The organism is Streptomyces sp. SID1328, assembly GCF_009865595.1.
In the GTDB taxonomy this organism is placed as follows: domain Bacteria; phylum Actinomycetota; class Actinomycetes; order Streptomycetales; family Streptomycetaceae; genus Streptomyces; species Streptomyces griseoluteus.
Genome location: NZ_WWKH01000180.1, coordinates 1 through 21,840, shown reverse-complemented (window position 1 = coordinate 21,840; position 21,840 = coordinate 1). Strand labels below are relative to the sequence as shown.

The following is a 21,840-nucleotide window of genomic DNA, read 5'->3' as shown; positions in this document are numbered from 1 at the left end:
GGCGGGGTGGGCGGCGCGGCGGCGCTCAACTTCATCTGAGTCCCCGGACGAGTTCGTCAGGCGCTCGCGTCCGGGCGCTGCCCGCCGTACCGGCGTTCGAACCGGTCGATGCGGCCCTCGCTGTCCAGCGTGCGGGCCTTGCCGGTGTAGAAGGGGTGGCTCTCCGAGGAGATCTCCACGTCGACCACCGGGTATGTCTCGCCGTCGTCCCACTCGATGGTCTGCTCGCTGCTCGCGGTGGACCGGGTGAGGAAGGCGTAGCCCGCCGAGCGGTCGCGGAAGACGACCGCGCGGTACGCGGGCTGCTTGTCCTGCTGCATGGCGGCTCCTCGTTCGAGAGGGTGGGGCGGGAGGCTTCCGGATCAGCCGGGAAGGGGGTTGTCGTCGACGATGTGGACGGCGGCCTCCTCGGCGGAGGCGGCGGCGCCGTCGATGCCGACGTCGGTGGCCACGAGCGCGCTCTCGTCGTCCTCGTGCACGCCCTCGTCGGGAGCGACCAGGCGGCCGGAACGGCGGCGGCCCACCTCGTTGTCGAGCAGTTCGCCGTCGGTGCCCTCGCAGTCGCCGAGACCGTCGCCGTCGGGGGCGGCCGAATCGGGCACCTCCTCGGCGAGCCGCTGGTCGAGCGTTTCGCCGGCCTCGCGTTCCGCCGCCGTCACCCCGAAGTGCTCGACCGCCCAGGGCCGCTCGGGAGGGGACCAGCCCCGGTCGAGGGGGTCATCGACACCGTCGTCGTCCAACGTGTCCTCGACGTCGAGCACCCCCGAGTCCTCCGGGATCTCGTCGGGGTCGGGCTGGTAGACGTCATCACCCCATCCGTCGGCGCTGTTCACGTGGACCTCCATCCGGTAAGGGCGACCCGACGCCGTGAGAACGGGCGCGGGCCCATCGGCACACACGGCCCTGCTGCCCCACAGAACGGCCGGGAAAATGTCCCCCGGATTCCGGGACCGATGCCTTCATCCAGCCTTCCACCCCCATTCGGGACCGCGCAACGGCAACGCCGGGAGAGGCGGCCGCCGACCCGCCGCGCCACCCGGTTCCGTCATGGCCTGGTGGGCCGGCCCTCACCCGTGCCAGGAACGCCAGAGCGCCGCGTAGGCTCCGTCCGCCGCGACCAGGTCGTCATGGCTGCCCAGCTCGCTGATGCGGCCGTTCTCGACGACCGCGATCACATCGGCGTCATGGGCGGTGTGCAGGCGGTGGGCGATGGCGACCACCGTGCGCCCGTCGAGGACACGGGACAGCGAACGCTCCAGGTGGCGGGCGGCGCGCGGATCGAGGAGCGAGGTCGCCTCGTCCAGCACCAGCGTGTGCGGGTCGGCCAGCACCAGCCTGGCGAGCGCGATCTGCTGGGCCTGCGCCGGGGTCAGCGGCAGACCACCGGACCCGACCTCGGTGTCCAGCCCCGCGTCCAGCGCACGCGCCCAGGTGTCCGCGTCGACCGCGCCCAGTGCCGCCCACAGCTCGGCGTCGCGTGCCTCGGTGCGGGCCAGCAGAAGGTTGTCGCGCAGGGAACCGACGAAGACGTGGTGCTCCTGATTGACGAGCGCGACATGCGACCGGACCCGTTCGGCCGGCATACCGGACAGCTCGGCGCCGCCCAGGGTGACATGGCCGTCCCGAGGTGCGTAGACACCGGCGAGCAACCTGCCCAGCGTGGATTTGCCCGCGCCCGAAGGGCCCACCAGCGCCAGCCGGGTGCCCGGCGCGACCTTGAGGGAGACATCGCGCAGCACGTCGACGCCCTCGCGGTAGCCGAAGCGCACCCGGTCGGCGTCCACGTCCCGCCCGTCCGGCACCATCGACGCGTCACCGGCGTCCGGCTCGATGTCCCGTACCCCGACGAGCCGGGCCAGCGACACCTGGGCGACCTGCACCTCGTCGTACCAGCGCAGGATGAGATTGATCGGGTCGACCAGCATCTGGGCGATCAGCGCGCCCGTGGTGAGCTGCCCCACGTCCATCCAGCCTCGCAGGACGAAGACACCGCCGACCATGAGGACGGAACCCAGCACGATGATGTGAACCGCGTTGATCACCGGAAACAACACCGAGCGCAGCCACAATGTGTACTGCTCCCAGGCGGTCCATTCCCTGATTCGCCGGTCCGAGAGAGCGACGCGGCGGGCGCCGAGGCGGTGGGCCTCGATGGTGCGGCCGGCGTCCACGGTCTCGGCGAGCGAGGCGGCGACGGCCGCGTATCCGGCGGCCTCCGAGCGGTAGCCGGAGGGGGCGCGCTTGAAGTACCAACGGCACCCGGCCACCAGCACCGGCACCGCGAGCAGGACGGCGGCCGCGAGCGGCGGGGCCGTGACGACGAGGCCGCCGAGCAGCAGAAGCGCCCACACGACACCGATCGCCAGCTCGGGAACGGCCTCCCGCATGGCGTTGGAGAGTCGGTCGATGTCGGTCGTGATGCGGGAGAGCAGGTCGCCCGTCCCGGCCCGTTCCAGCGCACCCGGTGGCAGCCGGACCGAACGGACGAGGAAGTCCTCGCGCAGATCGGCCAGCATCTGCTCCCCGAGCATCGCGCCGCGCAGCCGCACTTGCAGTGTGAAGAGCGCCTGCACGGCCGACGCGAGCACGAAGAGGCCGACGGTCAGGCCGAGTCGGAGATCGGAAGCCCGGTCGGCGACGCGCTCGACCAAGCCGCCGAGCAGGTACGGACCCACCATGGAGGCGACGACCGCGACGGTGTTGACGCCGATGAGCAGCAGGAAGGCCCGACGATGACGGCGGAACAGCTCCGCCACATAGTCGCGCACGGTCGACGCCGCGCCGACGGGCAGGGTGGTGGCGGTCGTCGGGGCCGCCGGGTCGAAGGCCGGTGGCGCTACGCCGATCATGCGCTCTCCTCGATCTCTTCGAGCGGTTCGAGAGCGCCCAGGAGAGGGGCTCTGTCGGAGGGGTCCGGTCGTTCCGGCGGGGGAGGCGGGGCTGCGGATTCCGTGGCGCCTGACTCGCGCCGCTCGTCCTCGGTCTCGCGCGTCACGACGGCGCGGTACCGGGGTTCGGTGCCGATCAGCTCGCGGTGCCTCCCGGTCGCCGCGACCTTGCCCTCGTGGAGGAAGACGACCTCGTCGGCACGGTCCAGCAGCAACGGTGAGGAGGTGAGCACCACGGTCGTACGGCCCGAGCGCAGCCGGTGCAGCCCGTCCGCGATCCTCGCCTCGGTGTGTGAGTCCACGGCGGAGGTCGGTTCGTCCAGGACCAGGACCTCCGGATCGGCGACGAGGGAGCGGGCCAGGGCGAGACGCTGGCGCTGGCCGCCGGACAGGGAGCGTCCGCGCTCGGTGATCCGTGCGTCCATCGGGTCGGGCGCGTCCAGCGACCCTTGCACCAGGGCGTCCAGCACATCCGCGCACTGGGCGGCCGCCAGGGCGTCCTCGGCGCGGACGGTGCCGGAGGCGGGTACGTCGAGGAGTTCGCGCAGGGTGCCGGACAGCAGCACCGGGTCCTTGTCCTGGACCAGGACGGCGGTGCGGGCCTGGTCGAGAGAAAGCTCGTCCAGCGGCACGCCGCCGAGCAGGACCGACAGGCCGGGCTCGGGGGCGTGGCCGCCCAGGCGATCCGCGAGACGCCCTGCCATGTCGGGGTCGCCGCACACCACTGCGGTGAACCCGTGCGCGGGGACGCGCAAACCGGTGGCCGGGTCGAACAGGTCGCCGCCCGGCCGCACGGTCGCGCGCGAGCCCTCGGTGTCCGTGAGGCGTTCCAACGACAGCACCCGCGCGGCCCGTTGGGCGGAGGGCCGGGAGAAGGAGTACGCCATGGCGATCTCCACGAAGTGCCGCAGCGGATAGTTCACGATCATGACCGCGCTGTAGACGGTGACCAGCTCACCCACCGTGATCCGGCCCTCGCGGGCCAGTTGGACGCCGCGCAGGACGACCACGATCAACAGCAGACCCGGCAGCAACACTTGGAGGGCCGAGATGACCGACCACATCCGGGCGCTGCGCACGGCGGCGTGGCGTACCTCCTGCGAGGCGCGGCGGTAGCGGTCGAGGAACAGGTCCTCGCCGCCGATGCCCCGCAGCACCCGCAGTCCGGCCACGGTGTCCGAGGCCAGTTCGGTCGCGCGACCGGCCTTCTCGCGCTGAACGTCGGCGCGGCTGGTGGCCTTGGGCAGCAGCGGAAGCACCGCGAGCGCGACCACCGGCAGGCCCACGGCGACGACCACGCCGAGGGCCGGCTGGTAGATCAGCAGTGCGACGCAGACCACCACGACCGTCAGCGCGGCCGCGGTGAAGCGGGACACAGCCTCGACGAACCATCCGAGCTTCTCCACGTCACCCGTGGAAACGGTGACCACTTCGCCGGCCGCGACCCGTCGGGTCAGTGCGGAGCCGAGGTAAGCGGCCTTGCGCGCCAGGAGTTGCTGGAGCCGCGCGGCCGCCGTGATCCAGTTGGTGACGGCGGCGCGGTGCAGGAAGGTGTCGCCCACCGCGATCGCGGTTCCGCAGAGCAGCATCAGACCGCCCGTCAGGGCGAGGCGGCGGGCGGATCGGTCGACGGCCGCCTGAACGGCCAGGCCGACACAGAAGGGCAGGGCGCAGACCGAGGCGAAGTGGAGCATGCCCCACAGAAGTGCCCTGCACTGGCCGCCCAACTGGTTGCGGCCGAGCCACCACAGCAGGCGGGGGCCGGACCGCGCGTCGGGTACGCCTGGATCTGAGTACGGAAGGTCTTGGATCTGCATGGCGTCCCAGTGGCTCGTGTCAGGGAAGGGCATGCTGCGGCGACACCCGGAGGCGGCGGCAAGCCGTGAAAGGTTCGCCTTGCGCGGGGGTGAATTTCAAACGGTTTTTCCGGTGTGGCACGACCCGCACCGGGTTCCGGCCACGCGCCGCCGCCCTGCTACGCCTGGTCCGACGCCGGGCGGATGGCGGGGGGAGCCGGGCGGAGGATTCACCGCGTCGGGGTGTCGCCGTCGACCAGGGTGTCCAGCAGGACGCCGAGCACCTGCCGTTCCTTGTCGGTCAGCGGGGCGAGGATCTCCTCGGCCGCGGAACGGCGTGCTCCGTGCAGTTCGCTCAGGGTGGCACGGCCCTCGTCCGTCAGCTCGATCCGGGTGACCCTGCGGTTTGAGGGGTCCGGCACCCGGCGGACCTTGCCGTGCGCCTCCAGGCCGTCGACCAGGGTCGTCACCGCACGCGGCACCACTTCGAGGCGCTGGGCGAGGTCGGCCATGCGCGGCGGCGAGTCGTAGTGCGCGAGGGTGCGCAGCAGGCGGGACTGGGCGGGAGTGACGCCGAGATCACGCCATTCGAGGTGGCGCTTCTGGATGCGGTGCACCCGGCGGGTCAGCCGCAGCAACTGCTCGGCGAGCACGCCCTCGGGATCTGGGGTCAACATGTAGGAACAGTATCAGGACCAAGTTCATTGTGAGTACAGGTAACAATGAGCTACGCTCAATGAGTCAGAGTCGGCCGTCCGTCGGTCCGGCCCTTCTCGCTTTCCTAGGAGTCCTTTGAAGCTCGAACGAGAAACATCCTGGACACCGCCACCCGACACCGGGGGACAACCCCGGCAGGTGCGCCGCATCCTCAAGCTCTTCCGTCCCTACCGTGGCAGGCTCGCCCTCGTCGGCCTGCTGGTCGGCGCCTCCTCGCTGGTCTCGGTGGCCACACCCTTCCTCCTGCGCGAGATCCTCGACGTCGCGATCCCGCAGGGCCGCACCGGACTGCTGAGCCTGCTCGCGCTCGGCATGATTCTGAGCGCGGTCCTCTCCAGTGTCTTCGGCGTCCTCCAGACGCTGATCTCGACCACCGTCGGCCAGCGCGTCATGCACGACCTGCGCACCGCCGTCTACGGCCGCCTTCAGCGGATGTCCCTGGCCTTCTTCACCCGCACCCGCACCGGCGAGGTGCAGTCCCGCATCGCCAACGACATCGGCGGGATGCAGGCGACCGTCACCTCCACCGCCACCTCCCTCGTCTCCAACACCACCAGTGTGGTGGCCACGATCGTGGCGATGGTCGCCCTCGACTGGCGGCTCACACTCGTCTCGCTGGTCCTGCTCCCGGTGTTCGTGTGGATCAGTCGCCGGGTCGGGGACGAGCGTAAGAAGATCACCACCCGGCGGCAGAAACAGATGGCCGTCATGGCCGCCACCGTCACCGAGTCGCTGTCGGTCAGCGGCATCCTGCTCGGCCGCACCATGGGCCGCTCCGACTCGCTGACCGCCGGCTTCGCCGAAGAGTCCGAGCGCCTGGTCGATCTGGAGGTCAGGGCGAGCATGGCGGGCCGCTGGCGCATGGCGGTGATCACCATCGTCATGGCGGCGATGCCCGCGTTCATCTACTGGGCCGCGGGTCTGGCCCTCCAGTTCGGCGGTCCCGAGGTCTCGCTGGGCACGCTGGTCGCCTTCGTCTCGCTGCAGCAGGGCTTGTTCCGGCCCGCCGTGAGCCTGCTGTCCACCGGCGTCCAGATCCAGACGTCCCTCGCGCTCTTCCAGCGCATCTTCGAGTACCTCGACCTGCCCATAGACATCACCGAGCGCGAGGACCCCGTCCACCTCGACGAGGTCAAGGGTGAGGTCCGCTTCGAGGGGGTCGAGTTCCGCTATGACGACAAGAGCGGCCCGGTCCTCGACGGCATCGACCTCACCGTGCCCGCCGGGGGGAGTCTCGCCGTGGTGGGGCCGACCGGTGCCGGCAAGTCGACGTTCGGCTGCCTGGTTCCCCGGCTGTACGACGTCACCGGAGGCCGCGTCACCGTGGACGGGGTGGACGTGCGTGACCTCGACTTCGACACCCTCGCCCGCGCGGTCGGTGTCGTCGCGCAGGAGACCTACCTCTTCCACGCCTCCGTCGCCGACAACCTCCGCTTCGCCAAGCCCGACGCCACCGACGACGAGCTGCACACGGCCGCCCGCGCCGCCCAGATCCACGACCACATCACCGCCCTGCCGGACGGATACGACACGATCGTCGGCGAACGGGGACACCGGTTCTCCGGGGGAGAGAAACAGCGTCTGGCCATCGCCCGCACCATCCTGCGCGACCCGCCCGTCCTCATCCTCGACGAGGCGACCAGCGCCCTCGACACCCGCACGGAGGCGGCGGTCCAGGGCGCGATCGACGCCCTGTCGGCCGACCGGACCACGATCACCATCGCCCACCGGCTCTCGACCGTCCGGGACGCCGACCAGATAGCCGTCCTCGACTCCGGCCGGGTCGCCGAACTGGGCACGCACGACGAACTGCTGGAGCGCGACGGACGCTACGCGGCACTGGTGCGCCGGGACGCTCAGCTCGAACCCACCGGCTGACGTGCGGTCATGACGGGCGATCAGGAGTCGACAAGCTGAAGATATGCCGGGTTTACGGTCATATGCGTATTACCGTGCCCGCATGCAGACGAAGACTCGGTCATGGAGCATGATGCGGCTGACGCGCCGGGGCAGGCTCGCCCTCGTCGGGGTCGGCGCCGTCCTGGCCGGCACCGCCGTGGTGGTGCCGCTGAGCCTGGGCGGATTCGGGGACGACGAACCCACCACTCTGGTCATCCCCGAGGGCTGGCGCGCGAGCCAGATCTACGACGCGATCGACAAGGCGCTCGTCCTGCCGCCCGGCAGCGCCCGGAAGACCGTCGCCAAGGCGGGGCTCAAGCTGGAGTCCGCCGCCGAGGGCAACCCGGAGGGCTTCCTCTTCCCGGCGACCTACACCCTCACCGACGACACCACCGCCGAATCACTGCTCCGGCAGATGGTCGAGACGGCCAACCGAAGGTTCAACGGCGCACCGGTCGCTGCCGGAGCGCAGCGGAACGCGATGAACGTCTACGAGGCGGTCACCGTCGCGAGCATCGTGCAGGCCGAGGCGGCCACCAAGAGCGACATGGGGAAGGTGGCCCGCGTGGTCTTCAACCGGCTGGAGCGCGGGATGCCGCTCCAGATGGACTCGACCCTCAACTACGCCCTGAAGCGCAACACCATCCACACCAGCATCAACGACACCCGGATCGAGAGCCCGTACAACTCCTACCAGCGCATGGGGCTGCCGCCGACGCCGATCGACAACCCCGGCGAGGACGCGATGCGGGCGGTGAGCAACCCGCCGAAGGGGGACTGGTTGTACTTCGTCACCGTCAAGCCCGGCGACACACGCTTCACCGCCGACTACACCCAGCATCTGCGGAACGTGGCCGACTTCAACGCCCAGCACCAGGCCGAGACCCGGTCGGGCACGCCGTCCGGGAGCCACAGTCCGGTCACCCGGCCGCCCCAGTGAGCGGCCGGGGCGGCCAGGGTTGAGCGCAGCCCGGAGGGCTCAGCGGCCGCGGGCGACCAGGAGCGGGGCCGGGCGCCCGGTGGCCCGGGACGCGGTGTCGGGGGACAGCAGCCCCCGGGTGGCCAGTTCGGGGATCACGCCCTCGCCGAACCAGTAGGCCTCCTCCAGGTGCGGATAGCCGGAGAGCACGAAGTGTTCGACACCGAGGGCGTGGTACTCCTCGATCCGGTCGGCGACCTCCGCGTGGCTGCCGACCAGGGCGGTGCCCGCGCCACCCCGGACCAGTCCGACGCCCGCCCAGAGGTTGGGGTAGATCTCCAACTGGTCGCGTGAGCCGCCGTGCAGTTCGAGCATCCGCCGCTGGCCGACCGACTCGCTGCGTCCGAGGGCCGCCTGGGCGGCGGCGATGGTGTCGGAGTCGAGGTCGTCGAGGAGCCGGTTCGCCGTCGACCAGGCGTCGGCCGAGGAGTCGCGGGAGATGGTGTGCAGCCGGATGCCGAACCGGACCGTGCGCCCCTCCCGCTCGGCCAGTGACCGAATCCAGTCGATTTTCTCCTTCACCTGGGCCGGCGGCTCGCCCCAGGTCAGGTACACGTCCGCGTGGCGGGCGGCCACTGGACCAGCAGCCTGGGAAGAGCCGCCGAAGAAGATCTCCGGCACCGGGTCCGGCGGGAGGGAGGTGAGGCCGCCGTCCACGTCGTAGTGGGCGCCGTGGAAGTCGTAGGGCTCGCCCTGCCAGACGCCGCGTACGACGGACAGGAACTCGTCGGTGCGTTCGTAGCGCCGGTCGTGGTCGAGGTGGTCGCCGAAGCGGCGCTGTTCGGCGGAGTCGCCGCCAGTGACGACGTTGAGCAGGAGCCGTCCGCGGGTGAGGCGCTGGTAGGTCGCGGCCATCTGGGCGGCCAGGGTGGGCGAGAGCAGGCCGGGGCGGAAGGCGACCAGGAACTTCAGGCGTTCGGTGTGCTGGGCGAGGGCCACCGTGGTCAGCCAGGCGTCCTCGCACCAGGTACCGGTCGGGGTGAGCACCGCCTCGAAGCCCAGTTGCTCGGCCGCCTTGGCTATCTGCGCCAGGTACTCGATGTCGGGGGTACGCAGACCGCGGGTCTCGCGGCCGATGTTGGAGCCGTAGGCGTGCCGGTCGACGAGGGTACGGCCGTCGCCGCCGGTCGGCAGGAACCAGTGGAGTCGTACGGTCATGAGGTGGGCCTCCCGTGTCAGTGCTTGGCCGGAGTGGTGGAGGGCGGCAGGTCGCCGTTGAAGCGCGGGTCCACGAAGTCGCCGAAGTCGACCTTCTTCGGGATGAGGTTCAGCTCGGTGAACGTGTCGGCGATCCGCTGCTCGGAGGCGACCAGGGGCTTGTCCACGGCGACGGCGACACGGGTGGCGTTGGTACGGCGTACGGAGGCGAGCGCCACGTCGTACGGCAGACCGGTGTCCTTCGCCCACACCTTGGCCCACTCCGCCTGGTGGCCGTTCACCCAGTCCTGCGCGCGCCGCAGCCGGGCCAGGTAGTCCTTGACGGCGGCGGCCTTCCTGGAGTTCCGCAGCGCGGCGGGCGAGGCGACCTGGAAGGAGAGGCCGTTGGTGACACCGTCGCCGGTCGTGAGTACCCGGCCCTGCTTGCCCTGCAGAACCTGCGAGGTGTACGGGTCCCAGACCGCCCAGGCGTCCACCTTGCCGGAGTTGAACGCGGCGAGCGCGTCGGCCGGCTGAAGGTACTTGACCTTGACGTCCTTCAGGTGGAGCCCGGCGGCTTCGAGGGAGGCGACCAGTTGGTAGTGGGCGGAGGAGCCCTGGGCGACGGCCACGGACCTGCCCTTGAGCTGCTTCGGGCTGGTCAGCTCGGAGTCGTTGCGGACGAGGATGGTGTCGCCCCGGGACCGGCCGTGCCAGGCGGCCACCACGGAGATCTTGGAGCCGGCGCCCGCCGCGAAGACGGGCGGGGTGTTGCCGACGCCGCCGACGTCCACGGCCCCGGCGTTGACCGCCTCCAGCAGCGGTGGCCCGGAGGTGAAGGTCGACCACTTGATCCGGTAGTCCAGGTTCTTCAGCTCCCCGGCGGCCCGCAGGATGGCCTCGGAGCCGCCCTTCTGGTCGCCGACGGAGAGGGTGACGGAGCCCGAGCCGTCGGTCCGCGCGCCCGTGTCGGCGGCGGAGTCCCCTCCGCAGGAGGTGAGCAGGAGGGCCAGGGGGAGGAGCAGCGCTACGGGGACCAGGAGTCGTCGCATGAAGGTTCCGTTCATGGTGGAGAGGTCACGATGCGAGGGGCGTGGGGCGAGGAAACGAGGGAGGATCAGGCCGCTTGGGTCGCCGGTGTGACACCGAGGCGGGTCAGCAGATCGGCGCGGATCGCAGCGAAGCGGGGGTCGGTGAGTTCGCGGGGCCGGTCGAGTTCGACGCGCTGCTCGTGCGCGATGCGGCCGCCGTCCATCACCAGGACGCGGTCGGCGAGCAGTACGGCCTCCTCCACGTCGTGCGTGACGAGCAGGACCGCGCAGCCCCGGCGCTGCCACAACTCGCCCACCAGACGCTGGGCGTTGATGCGGGTCAGCGCGTCCAGTGCGCCGAACGGCTCGTCCAGCAGCAGGAGATCGGGTTCGCGGACCAGGGCACGTGCGAGGGAGACGCGCTGGGCCTCGCCCCCGGAGAGGGTCTTGGGCCAGGCGTCCACCCGGTGGCCGAGCCCGACCTCTTCCAACGCCTGCTGGGCCAGAGCGCGTTCGGGCTTTCCGGGCAGACCCAGCAGGACGTTGCGCCACACCCGCTTCCAGGGCATGAGCCGGGGTGCCTGGAAGGCGACCGCGCGGCGGCGGGGGACCAGTACCGTGCCGTCGATGTCCCGGTCGAGCCCGGCGAGCACCCGGAGCAGCGTGGACTTGCCGCAACCGCTGCGGCCGAGGAGGGCGACGAACTCGCCCGGCGCCAGGTCCAGACGGAGGCCGTCGATGACGGCGCGGCCGTCGAAGGCGCGGGTCAGCCCCTCGACGTGGACGGCCTGGGCGACCGGGGTGGTCGCGGGGCTCACCGGCCCGTGAACGTCGGTCGCCATCGCAGCAAAAGCCTTTCGAGGGAGCGGACGATGAAATCGGCGAGGAGGCCGAGGAAGGCGTAGACGATGAGGCAGACCACGATCACGTCGGTCCGCAGGAAGTCGCGGGCCTGGACCATCAGGAAGCCGATGCCGGAGTCGGCGTTGACCTGTTCGGCGAAGACCAGTGCGAGCCAGGCGATGCCGAGGGAGTAGCGCAGACCGGTGAGCGCGCCGGGCAGGGCCCCCGGCAGCACCACATGACGGACGAGACCCCAGCGGGAGAGCCCCAACGACTCGCCCGCCTCGATGAGTTGGGTGTCGACGCCGCGAATGCCCGCGTAGACGTTCAGGTAGAGCGGGAAGGTCACGCCCAGGGTGATGATGGCGATCTTCGGGGTCTCGCCGATGCCGAACCAGATGATGAACAGCGGGATCAGTCCCACGAACGGCACGGTGCGCAGCATCTGCACCGGCGCGTCGACCACGTCCTCGCCGATGCGGAACAGCCCTGATATCAGGGCGAGTCCGGTGCCGACGACGGTGCCGAGGAGCAGCCCGGCGGCGACGCGTTGCAAGGAGATGCCCATCGCGGAGGGCAGCGAACCGTCGGCTATGAGGTCACCTGCGACCTGGGTTATCCGTCCCGGTGAGGCGAGTACGCCGGGTGCCAACTCGCCGGTGGAGCTGAGCACTTGCCACAGCACGAGGAGGGCGAGCGGGCCGGTGGTGCGGCGCAGCCAGCGGGGGAGCCGGGTGCGCCGGGAGGAGGCGGGGACGAGGCGCTGCAGGGTGGGGGAGGCGGGCAGCTTGGCTGTGCCCGCCGCGTCGGATGGATGCGGTGGGGCATGGCTGATGCTCATGGGTGCTCCACACGATGGAGAGCGGGAACGAGGGTGCGCCCGTCGCCGCCACGGCGCCCTCGGCTCAGCCGAGGGTCACGTGTGGCGGGCGGGGAACGCGAGGCGGCCCGGGGAAAGGGCGGAGGTGGAACGAGGGGAGGGCGTCAGCGGCCGGGGCGACACGCGGCGGAGGCCACCCGCAGCAGGTCGATGTGACCGCGCGTGGTGAGCAGGGCTGAACGCGACATGCCGGTGAACGTAGCCAGGCGGGCGTTCGCCGGTCAACGGTGTCTCGGTCAGTGGACTGCCCGTCTCGGGGAACAGCCGTGCCGGAAGGCGTGAAAGGTGAACGGTGGGTGAGGATGGAGGCATGTCAGATGCCTTCACCACGCGCGTGCTCGACGTCGCCACCGGGTCCCGTGAGCGGGTCGTGGACCTCACTCAGGAGTGCGAACACTTCCTGGGCGAGGTCGCGGCGGGCCGCGACGGCCTGCTCAATATCTTCGTCCCCCACGCGACCTGCGGCGTCGCCGTCATCGAGACCGGCGCCGGCAGCGACGACGACCTGCTCACCGCCCTGCACACCCTGCTCCCGGCCGACGACCGCTGGCAGCACCGCCACGGCAGCCCCGGCCACGGCCGCGACCACGTCCTCCCGGCGATCGTCCCGCCCCACGCCACGCTGCCCGTCATCGGCGGCAGCCTGGAGCTGGGCACGTGGCAGTCGGTGTGCCTGGTGGACACCAACAGGGACAACCCCAACCGTCAGGTGCGGCTGAGCTTCCTTGGCCAGTGATTCGCTTCGGCCTTGAGCTGAGGGAACGCGTGGGCGCCACCGGTGAGTTGTACCGGACGTGGTTCACGGGTTCGCCGGCCCGGACCAATAGCTGACGCGACTTTGCCGATCCTTTACAACCCCTGCTGGGCCTGTCTCGTCTCTCCGCTCGATTCATCACGCAGCCGTCCCGGCCACCCGCCGGACCGGCCGACGAAAGAGAGCGAGACATGCGCCGAACAGTCCTCAGTGCCACGGCAACCGCGTGCATCGCCGTGCTGGCGAGCACGGTGCCCGCGTTTGCCGACGGGGCGAACTCGTCCCCCACCCCCCGCCCCGTGGGCTCCGGGCCGTCGGCCCGGCCGAGCGCGCCGCCCAGTGCGGAGCCGAGTGCGGTTCCCACCCGGATGCCGGGCCGGGCGGCCACCCCTGTGCCGTCCGTCGCGCCGAGCGAGGGACACGGCCAGGTCGGCGTCGTGCCGAGTGGCGCGCCCGACACCGGCGTGGTCACCGGCTCCGCCGGGTCCGGCTCGGACGGGATGCTGATCGGCGGCAGTTCCGCCGGTGCGCTCGCGGTGGGCGGCGCGGTGGTCTTCCTCGTGCGCCGCCGACGGGCGACCGGGGCATGACCCACCTCTCCAGGCGCGTGCTCGTCACCACGGCGGCGGCCTCGCTGCTCGTGAGCTGCGCCGGGCACGGCGGTGACGGTGCGTCTGCCGCTCGCCCCGGCGGCACGCACATGACATCCCCACCCTCCGCCGGTCCGTCGAAGATGTCGGCCGCGCGAAGCGGTTCGGTCCCGGTGCGCCTGCGGATTGCCGGGATCGGCGTCGACACCCCGGTCATGCGGCTCGGGCTGGCACAGGACGGCAGCGTCCAGGTGCCCCCGATCACCGCGCACGACCAGGCGGGCTGGTACCAGAGCTCCCCGGCGCCGGGACAGACGGGCCCGTCGGTGATCCTCGGTCATGTCACGGTCGGCCCCTACGGGGACGGCGTCTTCCGTCGGCTCGACCGGCTGCGCCGGGGCGACGAGATCACCGTGCGCCTGGAGAACGGCACCTCGGCCGAGTTCACCGTCACCTCCGTACGGACCGTCGCCAAGGCCGAGTTTCCTACGGAGGCGGTGTACGGCGACGTCGACCGGCCGGAGTTGCGGCTCATCACCTGCGGCGGCCCCCGTACCGGCGACGGCTATCCCGACAACGTGATCGTCTTCGCCGCGTCGCACACCATCCGCCGCTGACCGGTCGTCATCCGCCTCGATCCCGGGCCGGCGGAACGTACGCCGTGGAGCGTGCGGCCTCGGTCCGGGGTCTTCCCCACGGGTAGCCTCGCGCAGCCGGGCGCCAGAAGTACCCCCACCCCCCATGGAGAGTGTTGAAACGGTCCCGTGAGAAGGCGGCAGCAGAGCTGTTCGCCGTTCTCTATCCGCGCCTGGCCGGCTGGTGCCGCCGTCTGGTTGACGACGACGAGACCGCCCACGAGATCGCCTCGGAGGCGTTCACCCGCCTCTGGGCCCGCTGGACGTCAGTGTCGGAGCCCCGGGGCTTCCTCTACGTCACGGCCGCCAACATCGTCCGCGACCACTGGCGCCGCCTGGAGCGCGAACGCAGGGCCGTGCGCCGCGCCACCGTGGAGGCATCCGTCCTCCCGCCCGCCGAGCAGAACGATCCGTCGGTCCGCCTGCTCGTCCAGGCGCTTCCCGAACGACTGCGCATACCGACCCTCCTGCACTACTACGCTGACTTGCCGATCCGGGAGGTGGCCGTGCTGACCGGGCGCAAGGAAGGGACCGTCAAGGCCGACCTGCACGCGGCCCGTGAACTGCTCCGCGCCCACCTGAGGAGAAGCCTTGATCGCATACAGTGACGAGGGTCCGGACTTCGAACCCGACGACCCCCTCGTCATCATGCGGCCCCCGCACGAACACCTCGCACCCCCGCCGGGCCGGTACGAGGAGTTCCGCCGTGGCGCGGCCCGCCGCCGCATTCTGCGCACCGCTGTCATAGCCAGTGCGACCTGCGCGGTCGGCGCCCTCCTCGCCGTCCCCTTCCTGCGCAGCGCGCCTCAGGACCGCGCCCCTCGTACGGTTCCCCTCGCTCCGCCCCCCGCGAGCAGCCCCACGGTCCGGCCGACCCCGGCCGAGTCCGACCCCCCGAATCCCTCCCCACGCCCCGACGCCCGCTCCTCGACCAGGACGCCGACCAGGCCGGCCCGCCCGCCGGCAGCCACCCCCTCGCCCTCAGCCGTGCCCTCGTCAGCCGTTCCCTCCTCCACCCCTACGGAGCACCGGCCGTTGCTCCCCACCCCGCGCCGGCGCACGGCGGCGCCGTCGACGAACCCGACGCGCTCCTGAGCCGCGACGTCGGCTGCGAGGTGACCTGCTGCTACGGCGCGGAGCGGAGGCTGCGCCACTGCCCGCCATGTCTCGTGACACGGGCCGGCCGTGGCGACCGTGCGCCCCGCCGAAACCGTCAGGCCGCTGCGTTCGGCCGAGGTGCCGCCGACAGGCTCTGCTTGACGTACCGGCTGGTCTCGTCCGCGAGGATTTCGGGCAGGCCGGTCTCGATGCCGTGCAGGGCCTGGGCCGCGACGTCGGCGGCGGCGACCTTCTGATCGGCGGGCACACCGGAGGCCATGTCCGTGTCCATGTAGCCGACGTGCAGCGCCGAGACCGCGATGCCGCGGGGCGCCAACTCGTCGCGAACGGCATCGGTCAGCGCCCAGGAGGCGGCCTTGGACGCGGCGTAGGAGCCGAGCCCTGCCGGGTGGAGCCAGGACAGGACGGACAGGACGTTGAGTACGGCGCCGCCGCCGTTGCCCTCGATGACGGGGACGAAGGACCGGGTAACGGCGAGCAGGCCGAAGAAGTTGGTCTCCATCTCCCGGCGGACCTCGGCCGTCTCGCCCCCGATCAGCGACGCGCCGGTGGAGATGCCCGCGTTGTTGATCAGCAGTGTCGTGTCGGACGCCACGCGCGCGGCCTCCCGTATCGACGCCTCGTCCGTGACGTCCAGCCGCAGTGGGACGGCGCCCGGCACGTCGACCGTCTCGGGGCGTCGGGCCGCGGCGTACACCTTCGCGCCGCGCTCGACGAGCTGGGCCGCCAGGTGTCGCCCCAAGCCCCGGTTGGCGCCGGTGACGACCGCGACCGCGTTCTTCAGTTCCATGCTCGCTCCTGGATACGGAGGGCGCCGTCGGCACCCTTTCCGACAGTTAGATTATGACCAAAATCTAAGCACGGGCCTATGATAGATGCCAGTCGACATCCAAGCGGGAGGTGTTCATGGGCCGCGTATCGCAGGCGCAGGCGGAGGAGAATCGCAGGCGGGTGGTGGAGACCGCGTCCCGGCTGTTCCGGGAGCGGGGTACACAGGTCAGCGTCGCCGATGTGATGGCGGCGGCCGGTCTCACACACGGCGCCTTCTACAAGCAGTTCGCCTCCAAGGAGGCGCTCGTCGACGAGGTCACCGCCTACGCCTTCGCCGAGCTCGCTCAACGCCACAGTGCCGGGGTCGACCGGTACGACGGGCAGCGCGCTGCCGCCCAGCAGTCGCTGATCGACACCTACCTCTCCGTCGAGCACCGCGACGACCCGGCGGACGGCTGCCCGGTCGCCGCGCTCGCCACCGACATCGCGCGCGACGGCGGTGGGCGCGAGGCTCGTCGCGTCTACGCGGACGGGGTGGCGGAGTTTGCTGATTTCCTGGCCGGTCCCGACCAGGATGGCCTGCTCCGGCTCTGCACGCTGTTCGGCGCGTTGGTCCTCTCCCGGGCCACCAAGGGCTTCCCGCTCTCCGAGGAGATCCTCGCCGCCGCGCACACGGCGTTGACCGAACCAGGCTGATCAAGACGGAAGGCAGAGGTTCTCCGCCTTCGACAGGTCGGCGTCCCAGGATCAGGTGTCACCCCGGGCAACGGTGACGGCCGGCCAATTTTGCTGCGCGTTGGGCGAGGTGCGGGCCGTCCGCGCGGACTGATCGGTCGATGGGCTGTGCGTCATGCCTGCCGTCCCGAAGGGCCGGGCCCGATTTGGTGGCCGCTCACCGAAGCCGTCGGACTCTCCGTCGGTCACCCGTGTCGCCGGGCCCGACCGCCTTGCGGTTAGCTTGTGGGGACAGGTGGGCAGGTCCGCGGTGGCAGAGGTGTTCGTGGAGAGCGGGAAGTCGGGAGCGGTGTCGCTGCGCGAAAGTGATCCGGCCGAGATCGGCGGTTACCCACTGGAGGCGCGGCTCGGCTCGGGTGGCATGGGCACGGTCTACCTGGCCCGTACGGCTTCGGGGCGGCCGGTCGCCGTCAAGCTGATCCACCGGCACTTCGCGGAGGACGACGAGTTCCGCATCCGTTTCCGGCAGGAGGTGGCGGCGGCGCGGCGGGTGAGCGGCGCGTTCACCGCCGCCGTGGTCGACGCCGATCCCGAGGCCGAGCAGCCGTGGATGGCGACGGCCTACATCGAAGGGCGCACGCTCGCCCAGCATTGCGCCGCAGAGGGCCCGTTGAGCGGGGCGAAGCTGCGGAATCTCGCCATCGGGCTGGCCGAGGCGCTGCGCGACATCCACCGGGCCGGTGTCGTCCACCGCGACCTGAAGCCCTCGAACGTCGTCCTCTCACCCGAAGGCCCGCGCGTCATCGACTTCGGCATCTCGCGTGCCGTGGACCAGGAGACGCTCACGATGACGGGGCGGATCATAGGTACGCCGCCCTTCATGTCGCCGGAGCAGTTGCAGTCGCCGCGCGACGTGGGGCCGCGGTCCGACGTCTTCTCGGTGGGCACCCTGCTGGTGTACGCGGCGACGGGCCGAGGGCCCTTCGAAGCCGACAGCCCGTACCTGATGGCATATCAGGTGGTGCACGAGGAGCCGTCGCTCGGCGCCGTGCCGGAGGCGCTGCGTGCGGTCGTCGAGCCCTGTCTGCACAAGGAGCCGGGGGAGCGCCCCTCCTCGGACGAACTCCTCGTGCTGCTGCGGAACCTGCCGGTAGACCTCGGCGGGACCGAGGCGGACGGATTCGGCGCGGTCCGGCCCGGTGACATGGTCACCCAGCATCTCTCCCCGACGCCGGCCACGGCTGCCCCGACCGCCGAACCGGCCGGTCCCGGCGCGGGGAACACCCTCAGCGGCCGCCGCCTGCGTCACCGATGGCGGCCTGTCCTCGCGGTCGCCGTCGCGGTGGCCGCAATCGGCGGGGCTGTCGCCGCGCTGAACGCGGTCCGCTCCGGGAGCGATGACGACCAGGGCGGGAGTGTCGCCGCGTCGGGTGCCGCCCTCCCGGACGGCTTCAAGCCCTGGCGCAAGGTCGTGCTGGGCGGTCGCGAGGACATCCCGGACGAACTGCGCTGCGTCGCGCGCGGGGACGCGGTGTACTGCGGGGGCGGCGGTGTCGTCGCGGCCCGTCTGCGGGCCCGCGACGGCTCGCGGGTGTGGACCGTGAAGAGTCCGGGCGTTCCTGCCCAGGGCGTGCACCTGGTGGGCGCGACCGACGACACGGTGCTCGGCTACCGCATCGCCGCCCAGGACGACCCGAAATCCCCCCGTACCGAGGTGGTGGCCGTCGACGCCAGGACGGGCCGCGAGCTGTGGTCCGTGCCGTCCGGCGCGCAGTCGCAGGCCGTCACGGGCCGGACCCGGGACGCCGTCGTGGTCGGCTCCGAGGTGGTGACGGTCGACGGGTCCAACTCCCGGCTGGAGGCCCGAAACGCGCGCAGCGGTGCGGTCCGCTGGACGACGCCGTTTCCCGAGGGGGCGCAGTGCGCGCCCGTCCCCGCCGGTCCGCGCCTCCTCGCCATGTGCGCGACCGACGAGGAGGTGGACGCCGTGGCGGTGCTCCACCCCACGCTGTACGAGGTCGACCGGGCTACGGGGAGACTGGGCGCGCCGCTCGCGGTCGACGGCCCCGCCGTGCCGATGGGCGTCGCGGGCGGCAGGCTCGTCCTTCTCCGGGAGCACCTGGAGGGAGTCGCCTCGGACGGGTACGACGGGGTGGTGCGGGTCGACCCGGCAGCGCGGAAGGTGACGTACTCCCGGCTGGCCAGGACGTACGCGGGGACACCGGGCATGGCGGACGGCACCGTCTATGTGAGCGGGCAGACCGGTCTGGTCACGGCGATCGACCCCTCGACCGGCCGGAGCAGGTGGTCACACCAGACAGCTGTGGAGGGCGCGTCGGGGCCCGTGGCAGGAGGCGGAGCGCTGTACTTCAGCTCGGCCACCGGCCGGGTCGTCGCCCTGTCACCGCACGACGGCACACCCCTGTGGACGACCGGGCCGCAGGCCGACGGGCTGACCGGTGAGCTGGGCGCGAGCCCGCGCGTGACCGTGGCGGGACGTGCGGTGATCGTGGCCGCGGCGAACAACACGCTCTTCGCCTTCGACCCGCAGAAGCCGCCGAAGACGGGCTGACGGGCCGACCCACACCGCTCACCGCCCTACGACGCCGAGCGGAGGACGAGCAGCGTGATCTCGCTCGGGGCGAAGACGCGGAACGGCGGGCCCCAGAAGCCCGTGCCACGGCTCGTGTAGAGGCGGGTGCGGGCGCCGTGGTGGGTGAGGCCGGCGAGGGCGGGCTGGTCGAGGCGGACCAGGTAGTGGAAGGGCCAGATCTGGCCGCCGTGGGTGTGGCCGGAGAGCTGGAGGTCGACGCCGTGGGCCGCCGCGCGGTCGATGAACTTGGGCTGGTGGGCGAGGAGCAGGACGGGGAGGCCGGGGTCGGCGCCGTCCAGGGCTTCGGCGAGGTCCGCGCCGTGGCCCGCCAGGCCGGAGGACTCGGCGGTGACGTCGTCCACGCCCGCCACCACGAGGGTGTCGCCCCCGCGTTCCAGCAGCACATGGCGGTTGCGCAGCGGCTCCCAGCCCAGCTCGTCCATCAGGTCGACCCAGCCCTGGGCCTCGCTGTAGTACTCGTGGTTGCCGGTGACGTAGACGCGGCCCCGCGTCGCCTCGACGGTGCCCAGCGGAGCCGCCTGGGCGCGGCGGCGTTCGGCCGTGCCGTCCGCGATGTCGCCGGTGTGGCAGACCAGGTCGGCCTCCAGGGTGTTCACCCTCTCGCAGACCCGTTCCGACCAGCGGGCGCGGTCGAGCGGGCCGTAGTGGGTGTCGGTGATCAGGACCACTCGGGTGCCGTCCAATCCGGCTCCCAGGCGCGGGAGTTCCACGTCCACTCGGCGTACACGCGGCACACGCCGGGCCTCGGCGTACCCCCAGCCGAGCAGCACGGCGGTCACCCCGAGGACGGCCCAGGTGACGATGCGCGCCCGGTCCTGTCCGTCGCCCACCCCGGCCACGGTCAGGGCGAGCCGCAGCAGGACGCCGAGCAGGACGGACCAGGTGAACAGCACCCACATGCTGCCCAGCAGGGTGTCTCCGACGATCGCCGCCCAGTCCTGCTGGCGCCTGCCATGACCGCGCGCCATCGCCAGCGGCATGCCGATCAGGCCGAGGACGAACAGCCCGGTGCCGGTCAGGGTCACCGGGAGCGGCCAGTGCTGGCCGGTGTACAGGAGGACCCCGCACGGCACGGCCCACAGCAGGACGGGGGCGACCAGGGGGAGGTAGCGCATAAGGCGTTGCAGCCGGCCGCGCGGCGCCTCTTGCGCGTCACCGGCGGTGGATGGGGTGCTGCTGGTCTCGGTCACGCTTCCCCTTCGCTGGAGTTTCCCCGTGGAGCCCATTGTCCGCCGCCGCGAAACGGGCCGCCCTCCGGGGCTCGGCCGGCCCGTTCCGGGCGATCGCAAGTGAGTCAGCGCTTGGCCGACAGCGACTTCCAGGCCACCGGGAAGTCGAAGTACGTGTTGGGGTACGGCTCCGGCTTGTACGTGTAGTGCCACCACTCCTCGGCCAGGTTCACGAAGCCGAGCTTCTCCAGGGTGTTCTTCAACAGCATCCGGTTGGCCCGCTGTTGGCCCTGGATACGCGGGTCCAGGGTGTGGGCGAGCGGGTCGAAGCAGTCGAAGCCGGTACCCATGTCGAGGGAGTTGTCGGGGAAGCGCTGTTGCTTGGGGGCGAAGCAGGGGACGAGGGGCTGGCCGGGGGTGTAAGGCCGGGTCGGCCGCGCCGGGAGCCGGACGATCGTCAGGTCCATGGTCGAGCCCCGGCTGTGGCCCGACTTCTCCGCGATGTAGCCGTCGGCGAAGAGCCGGGTCTTGTCGACATCCGGATAGAACTCGGCCTTCATGGCCTCGTCGCCCAGGTCCTCGGCCCAGCGCACGAAGTGGTCGACGGCACGCTGCGGCCGGTAACAGTCGTACACCTTCAAGCTGTAGCCGTTGCGCAGGAGTTGGCGCTGCGCCTGGTGCAGTGCCTCGGCGGCGGGGCGGGTGAGGACGCAGATCGGCTGGCGGTAGCCGTCGATGCGCTCGCCGACGAAGTTGTGCGGGGTGAAGTAGCGCATCTCCTGGATGATCGTCGGGTCCACCGTGCTCAGCGCCACGAAGTCCTTCGGCGCCTTCGGTTCCGGCGTGGCGCGGGCCGTGGCGGAGGCGGCGGTGACGGTCAGCAGGGCGGCTACGGCGGTGATGACACCGCGTGCGGCGCGGGAGAGTTGTGTCATGCCTCCTGCGTCTATCAGGTGTGGACCATGGCGGGGAAGTACCGGTGACCCGCTCAGAGCGGCTTCCGCCAGACCGAGATGTGGTTGGTCGAGGTGTCCGTGAACGGGGTGCCGGTCCAGTCCGCCACCCGCCGCTCCAGGTCCAGCCCGGCGATGCGGGCCATCAGGTCCAGCTCCGCCGGCCAGGCATAGCGGTGGCGGGAGGCGGAACGGCGGTACCGGCCGTCCTCGCCGTCCTGTGTGAGGTGGTGCGAGACGAGGATCTGTTCCACCAGGTCGAAGGTGTCGAAGCCGATATGGTGCGCCGACACGTCGAACGGCACCGCCACCTGTGTGGGCGGCAGCAGCCGCAGCGGAGGCACCCCCAGCTCGATGACGAAGCGGCCACCGGGCGCCAGATGCCGGGCC

21 protein-coding genes and 1 pseudogene are annotated in these 21,840 nt (G+C 71.5%); 9 read left to right on the top strand and 13 right to left on the bottom strand.

Annotated features, from left to right (window positions below):
* Positions 1–56 precede the first annotated feature (56 nt).
* From GT030_RS05555 to GT030_RS05535, 5 genes are all read right to left on the bottom strand, one after another.
* Positions 57–320 (bottom strand): type B 50S ribosomal protein L31, encoded by a 264-nt coding sequence (locus GT030_RS05555; protein ID WP_161200109.1) that lies wholly within the window; start codon positions 318–320, stop codon positions 57–59.
* Positions 321–362: 42 nt separating this feature from the next.
* Positions 363–833, bottom strand: coding sequence for a DUF5709 domain-containing protein (locus GT030_RS05550; RefSeq protein WP_161200108.1), 471 nt, complete (start codon positions 831–833; stop codon positions 363–365).
* A gap of 234 nt (positions 834–1,067) precedes the next feature.
* Positions 1,068–2,849, bottom strand: a complete 1,782-nt coding sequence (locus tag GT030_RS05545) for an ABC transporter ATP-binding protein (RefSeq protein WP_161200107.1) — start codon at positions 2,847–2,849, stop codon at positions 1,068–1,070.
* The gene (locus tag GT030_RS05540) at positions 2,846–4,705 is read right to left on the bottom strand and encodes an ABC transporter ATP-binding protein (protein WP_161200111.1); all 1,860 of its coding nucleotides are present in this window, start codon (positions 4,703–4,705) and stop codon (positions 2,846–2,848) included. The genes GT030_RS05545 and GT030_RS05540 overlap by 4 nt, the downstream gene beginning before the upstream one ends.
* A gap of 209 nt (positions 4,706–4,914) precedes the next feature.
* Positions 4,915–5,361 (bottom strand): MarR family transcriptional regulator, encoded by a 447-nt coding sequence (locus tag GT030_RS05535; RefSeq protein ID WP_161200106.1) that lies wholly within the window; start codon positions 5,359–5,361, stop codon positions 4,915–4,917.
* A 115-nt stretch (positions 5,362–5,476) separates the two neighbouring features.
* On the opposite strand from GT030_RS05535, the gene GT030_RS05530 reads away from it, so the two are divergent.
* Positions 5,477–7,279 (top strand): ABC transporter ATP-binding protein, encoded by a 1,803-nt coding sequence (locus tag GT030_RS05530; protein ID WP_161200105.1) that lies wholly within the window; start codon positions 5,477–5,479, stop codon positions 7,277–7,279.
* An 82-nt stretch (positions 7,280–7,361) separates the two neighbouring features.
* Positions 7,362–8,240, top strand: coding sequence for an endolytic transglycosylase MltG (gene mltG / locus GT030_RS05525; RefSeq protein WP_161200104.1), 879 nt, complete (start codon positions 7,362–7,364; stop codon positions 8,238–8,240).
* A 39-nt stretch (positions 8,241–8,279) separates the two neighbouring features.
* Here mltG and GT030_RS05520 read toward each other — a convergent pair whose 3' ends face one another.
* The 4 genes from GT030_RS05520 to GT030_RS05505 form a co-directional block, all read right to left on the bottom strand.
* Positions 8,280–9,437: an LLM class flavin-dependent oxidoreductase gene (locus GT030_RS05520; protein WP_161200103.1), complete on the bottom strand. Its 1,158-nt coding sequence runs from the start codon at positions 9,435–9,437 to the stop codon at positions 8,280–8,282.
* Positions 9,438–9,454: 17 nt separating this feature from the next.
* Positions 9,455–10,468 (bottom strand): ABC transporter substrate-binding protein, encoded by a 1,014-nt coding sequence (locus GT030_RS05515; RefSeq protein ID WP_202459717.1) that lies wholly within the window; start codon positions 10,466–10,468, stop codon positions 9,455–9,457.
* Positions 10,469–10,533: 65 nt separating this feature from the next.
* A complete protein-coding gene (locus GT030_RS05510; RefSeq protein WP_161200101.1) occupies positions 10,534–11,289 on the bottom strand; it encodes an ABC transporter ATP-binding protein in 756 nt (251 codons plus the stop codon).
* The gene (locus GT030_RS05505; protein WP_161200100.1) at positions 11,262–12,131 is read right to left on the bottom strand and encodes an ABC transporter permease; all 870 of its coding nucleotides are present in this window, start codon (positions 12,129–12,131) and stop codon (positions 11,262–11,264) included. Before GT030_RS05505 ends, GT030_RS05510 begins: the two co-directional genes overlap by 28 nt.
* Before the next feature lie 349 nt (positions 12,132–12,480).
* On the opposite strand from GT030_RS05505, the gene GT030_RS05500 reads away from it, so the two are divergent.
* The 5 genes from GT030_RS05500 (at position 12,481) to GT030_RS05480 (ending at position 15,244) form a co-directional block, all read left to right on the top strand.
* Positions 12,481–12,906: a YjbQ family protein gene (locus GT030_RS05500; protein WP_161200099.1), complete on the top strand. Its 426-nt coding sequence runs from the start codon at positions 12,481–12,483 to the stop codon at positions 12,904–12,906.
* A gap of 209 nt (positions 12,907–13,115) precedes the next feature.
* Positions 13,116–13,514, top strand: a complete 399-nt coding sequence (locus GT030_RS05495) for a Tat pathway signal sequence domain protein (protein ID WP_161200098.1) — start codon at positions 13,116–13,118, stop codon at positions 13,512–13,514.
* Positions 13,511–14,131 carry a class F sortase gene (locus GT030_RS05490; protein ID WP_161200097.1) on the top strand — a complete coding sequence of 207 codons (621 nt, stop codon included), beginning with the start codon at positions 13,511–13,513 and terminating at the stop codon, positions 14,129–14,131. The genes GT030_RS05495 and GT030_RS05490 overlap by 4 nt, the downstream gene beginning before the upstream one ends.
* 134 nt (positions 14,132–14,265) lie before the next feature.
* Positions 14,266–14,757 (top strand): RNA polymerase sigma factor, encoded by a 492-nt coding sequence (locus tag GT030_RS05485; protein ID WP_161200096.1) that lies wholly within the window; start codon positions 14,266–14,268, stop codon positions 14,755–14,757.
* Complete coding sequence (locus tag GT030_RS05480; protein ID WP_161200095.1) at positions 14,741–15,244, top strand: hypothetical protein; 504 nt, start codon at positions 14,741–14,743, stop codon at positions 15,242–15,244. The genes GT030_RS05485 and GT030_RS05480 overlap by 17 nt, the downstream gene beginning before the upstream one ends.
* 118 nt (positions 15,245–15,362) lie before the next feature.
* On the opposite strand, the gene GT030_RS05475 is transcribed toward GT030_RS05480, so the two are convergent.
* Positions 15,363–16,058, bottom strand: a complete 696-nt coding sequence (locus tag GT030_RS05475; RefSeq protein ID WP_161200094.1) for an SDR family oxidoreductase — start codon at positions 16,056–16,058, stop codon at positions 15,363–15,365.
* Positions 16,059–16,174: 116 nt separating this feature from the next.
* On the opposite strand from GT030_RS05475, the gene GT030_RS05470 reads away from it, so the two are divergent.
* Together GT030_RS05470 and GT030_RS05465 are read left to right on the top strand one after the other, a co-directional pair.
* Positions 16,175–16,735 (top strand): TetR family transcriptional regulator, encoded by a 561-nt coding sequence (locus tag GT030_RS05470; RefSeq protein ID WP_161200093.1) that lies wholly within the window; start codon positions 16,175–16,177, stop codon positions 16,733–16,735.
* Between the two features lie 328 nt (positions 16,736–17,063).
* Positions 17,064–19,286 carry a serine/threonine-protein kinase gene (locus GT030_RS05465; RefSeq protein ID WP_161200110.1) on the top strand — a complete coding sequence of 741 codons (2,223 nt, stop codon included), beginning with the start codon at positions 17,064–17,066 and terminating at the stop codon, positions 19,284–19,286.
* Positions 19,287–19,312: 26 nt separating this feature from the next.
* Here GT030_RS05465 and GT030_RS05460 read toward each other — a convergent pair whose 3' ends face one another.
* The 3 genes and pseudogenes from GT030_RS05460 to GT030_RS05450 form a co-directional block, all read right to left on the bottom strand.
* Positions 19,313–20,518, bottom strand: coding sequence for a metallophosphoesterase (locus tag GT030_RS05460; RefSeq protein ID WP_346009573.1), 1,206 nt, complete (start codon positions 20,516–20,518; stop codon positions 19,313–19,315).
* Positions 20,519–20,622: 104 nt separating this feature from the next.
* Complete coding sequence (locus tag GT030_RS05455; protein ID WP_161200091.1) at positions 20,623–21,432, bottom strand: M15 family metallopeptidase; 810 nt, start codon at positions 21,430–21,432, stop codon at positions 20,623–20,625.
* Positions 21,433–21,485: 53 nt separating this feature from the next.
* Positions 21,486–21,840 (bottom strand): annotated as a pseudogene (locus GT030_RS05450) (SAM-dependent methyltransferase); the annotation flags it as partial.

What these genes read in the sequence shown, in the direction of transcription:
- GT030_RS05520 (WP_161200103.1), bottom strand. Translation starts at nt 9,437, where the DNA reads ATGACCGTACGACTCCACTGGTTCCTGCCGACCGGCGGCGACGGCCGT.
- GT030_RS05515 (WP_202459717.1), bottom strand. Translation starts at nt 10,468, where the DNA reads ATGCGACGACTCCTGGTCCCCGTAGCGCTGCTCCTCCCCCTGGCCCTC.
- GT030_RS05535 (WP_161200106.1), bottom strand. Translation starts at nt 5,361, where the DNA reads ATGTTGACCCCAGATCCCGAGGGCGTGCTCGCCGAGCAGTTGCTGCGG.
- GT030_RS05455 (WP_161200091.1), bottom strand. Translation starts at nt 21,432, where the DNA reads ATGACACAACTCTCCCGCGCCGCACGCGGTGTCATCACCGCCGTAGCC.
- GT030_RS05490 (WP_161200097.1), top strand. Translation starts at nt 13,511, where the DNA reads ATGACCCACCTCTCCAGGCGCGTGCTCGTCACCACGGCGGCGGCCTCG.
- GT030_RS05545 (WP_161200107.1), bottom strand. Translation starts at nt 2,849, where the DNA reads ATGATCGGCGTAGCGCCACCGGCCTTCGACCCGGCGGCCCCGACGACC.
- GT030_RS05505 (WP_161200100.1), bottom strand. Translation starts at nt 12,131, where the DNA reads ATGAGCATCAGCCATGCCCCACCGCATCCATCCGACGCGGCGGGCACA.
- GT030_RS05555 (WP_161200109.1), bottom strand. Translation starts at nt 320, where the DNA reads ATGCAGCAGGACAAGCAGCCCGCGTACCGCGCGGTCGTCTTCCGCGAC.
- GT030_RS05470 (WP_161200093.1), top strand. Translation starts at nt 16,175, where the DNA reads ATGGGCCGCGTATCGCAGGCGCAGGCGGAGGAGAATCGCAGGCGGGTG.
- GT030_RS05495 (WP_161200098.1), top strand. Translation starts at nt 13,116, where the DNA reads ATGCGCCGAACAGTCCTCAGTGCCACGGCAACCGCGTGCATCGCCGTG.
- GT030_RS05510 (WP_161200101.1), bottom strand. Translation starts at nt 11,289, where the DNA reads ATGGCGACCGACGTTCACGGGCCGGTGAGCCCCGCGACCACCCCGGTC.
- mltG (WP_161200104.1), top strand. Translation starts at nt 7,362, where the DNA reads ATGCAGACGAAGACTCGGTCATGGAGCATGATGCGGCTGACGCGCCGG.
- GT030_RS05475 (WP_161200094.1), bottom strand. Translation starts at nt 16,058, where the DNA reads ATGGAACTGAAGAACGCGGTCGCGGTCGTCACCGGCGCCAACCGGGGC.
- GT030_RS05500 (WP_161200099.1), top strand. Translation starts at nt 12,481, where the DNA reads ATGTCAGATGCCTTCACCACGCGCGTGCTCGACGTCGCCACCGGGTCC.
- GT030_RS05540 (WP_161200111.1), bottom strand. Translation starts at nt 4,705, where the DNA reads ATGCAGATCCAAGACCTTCCGTACTCAGATCCAGGCGTACCCGACGCG.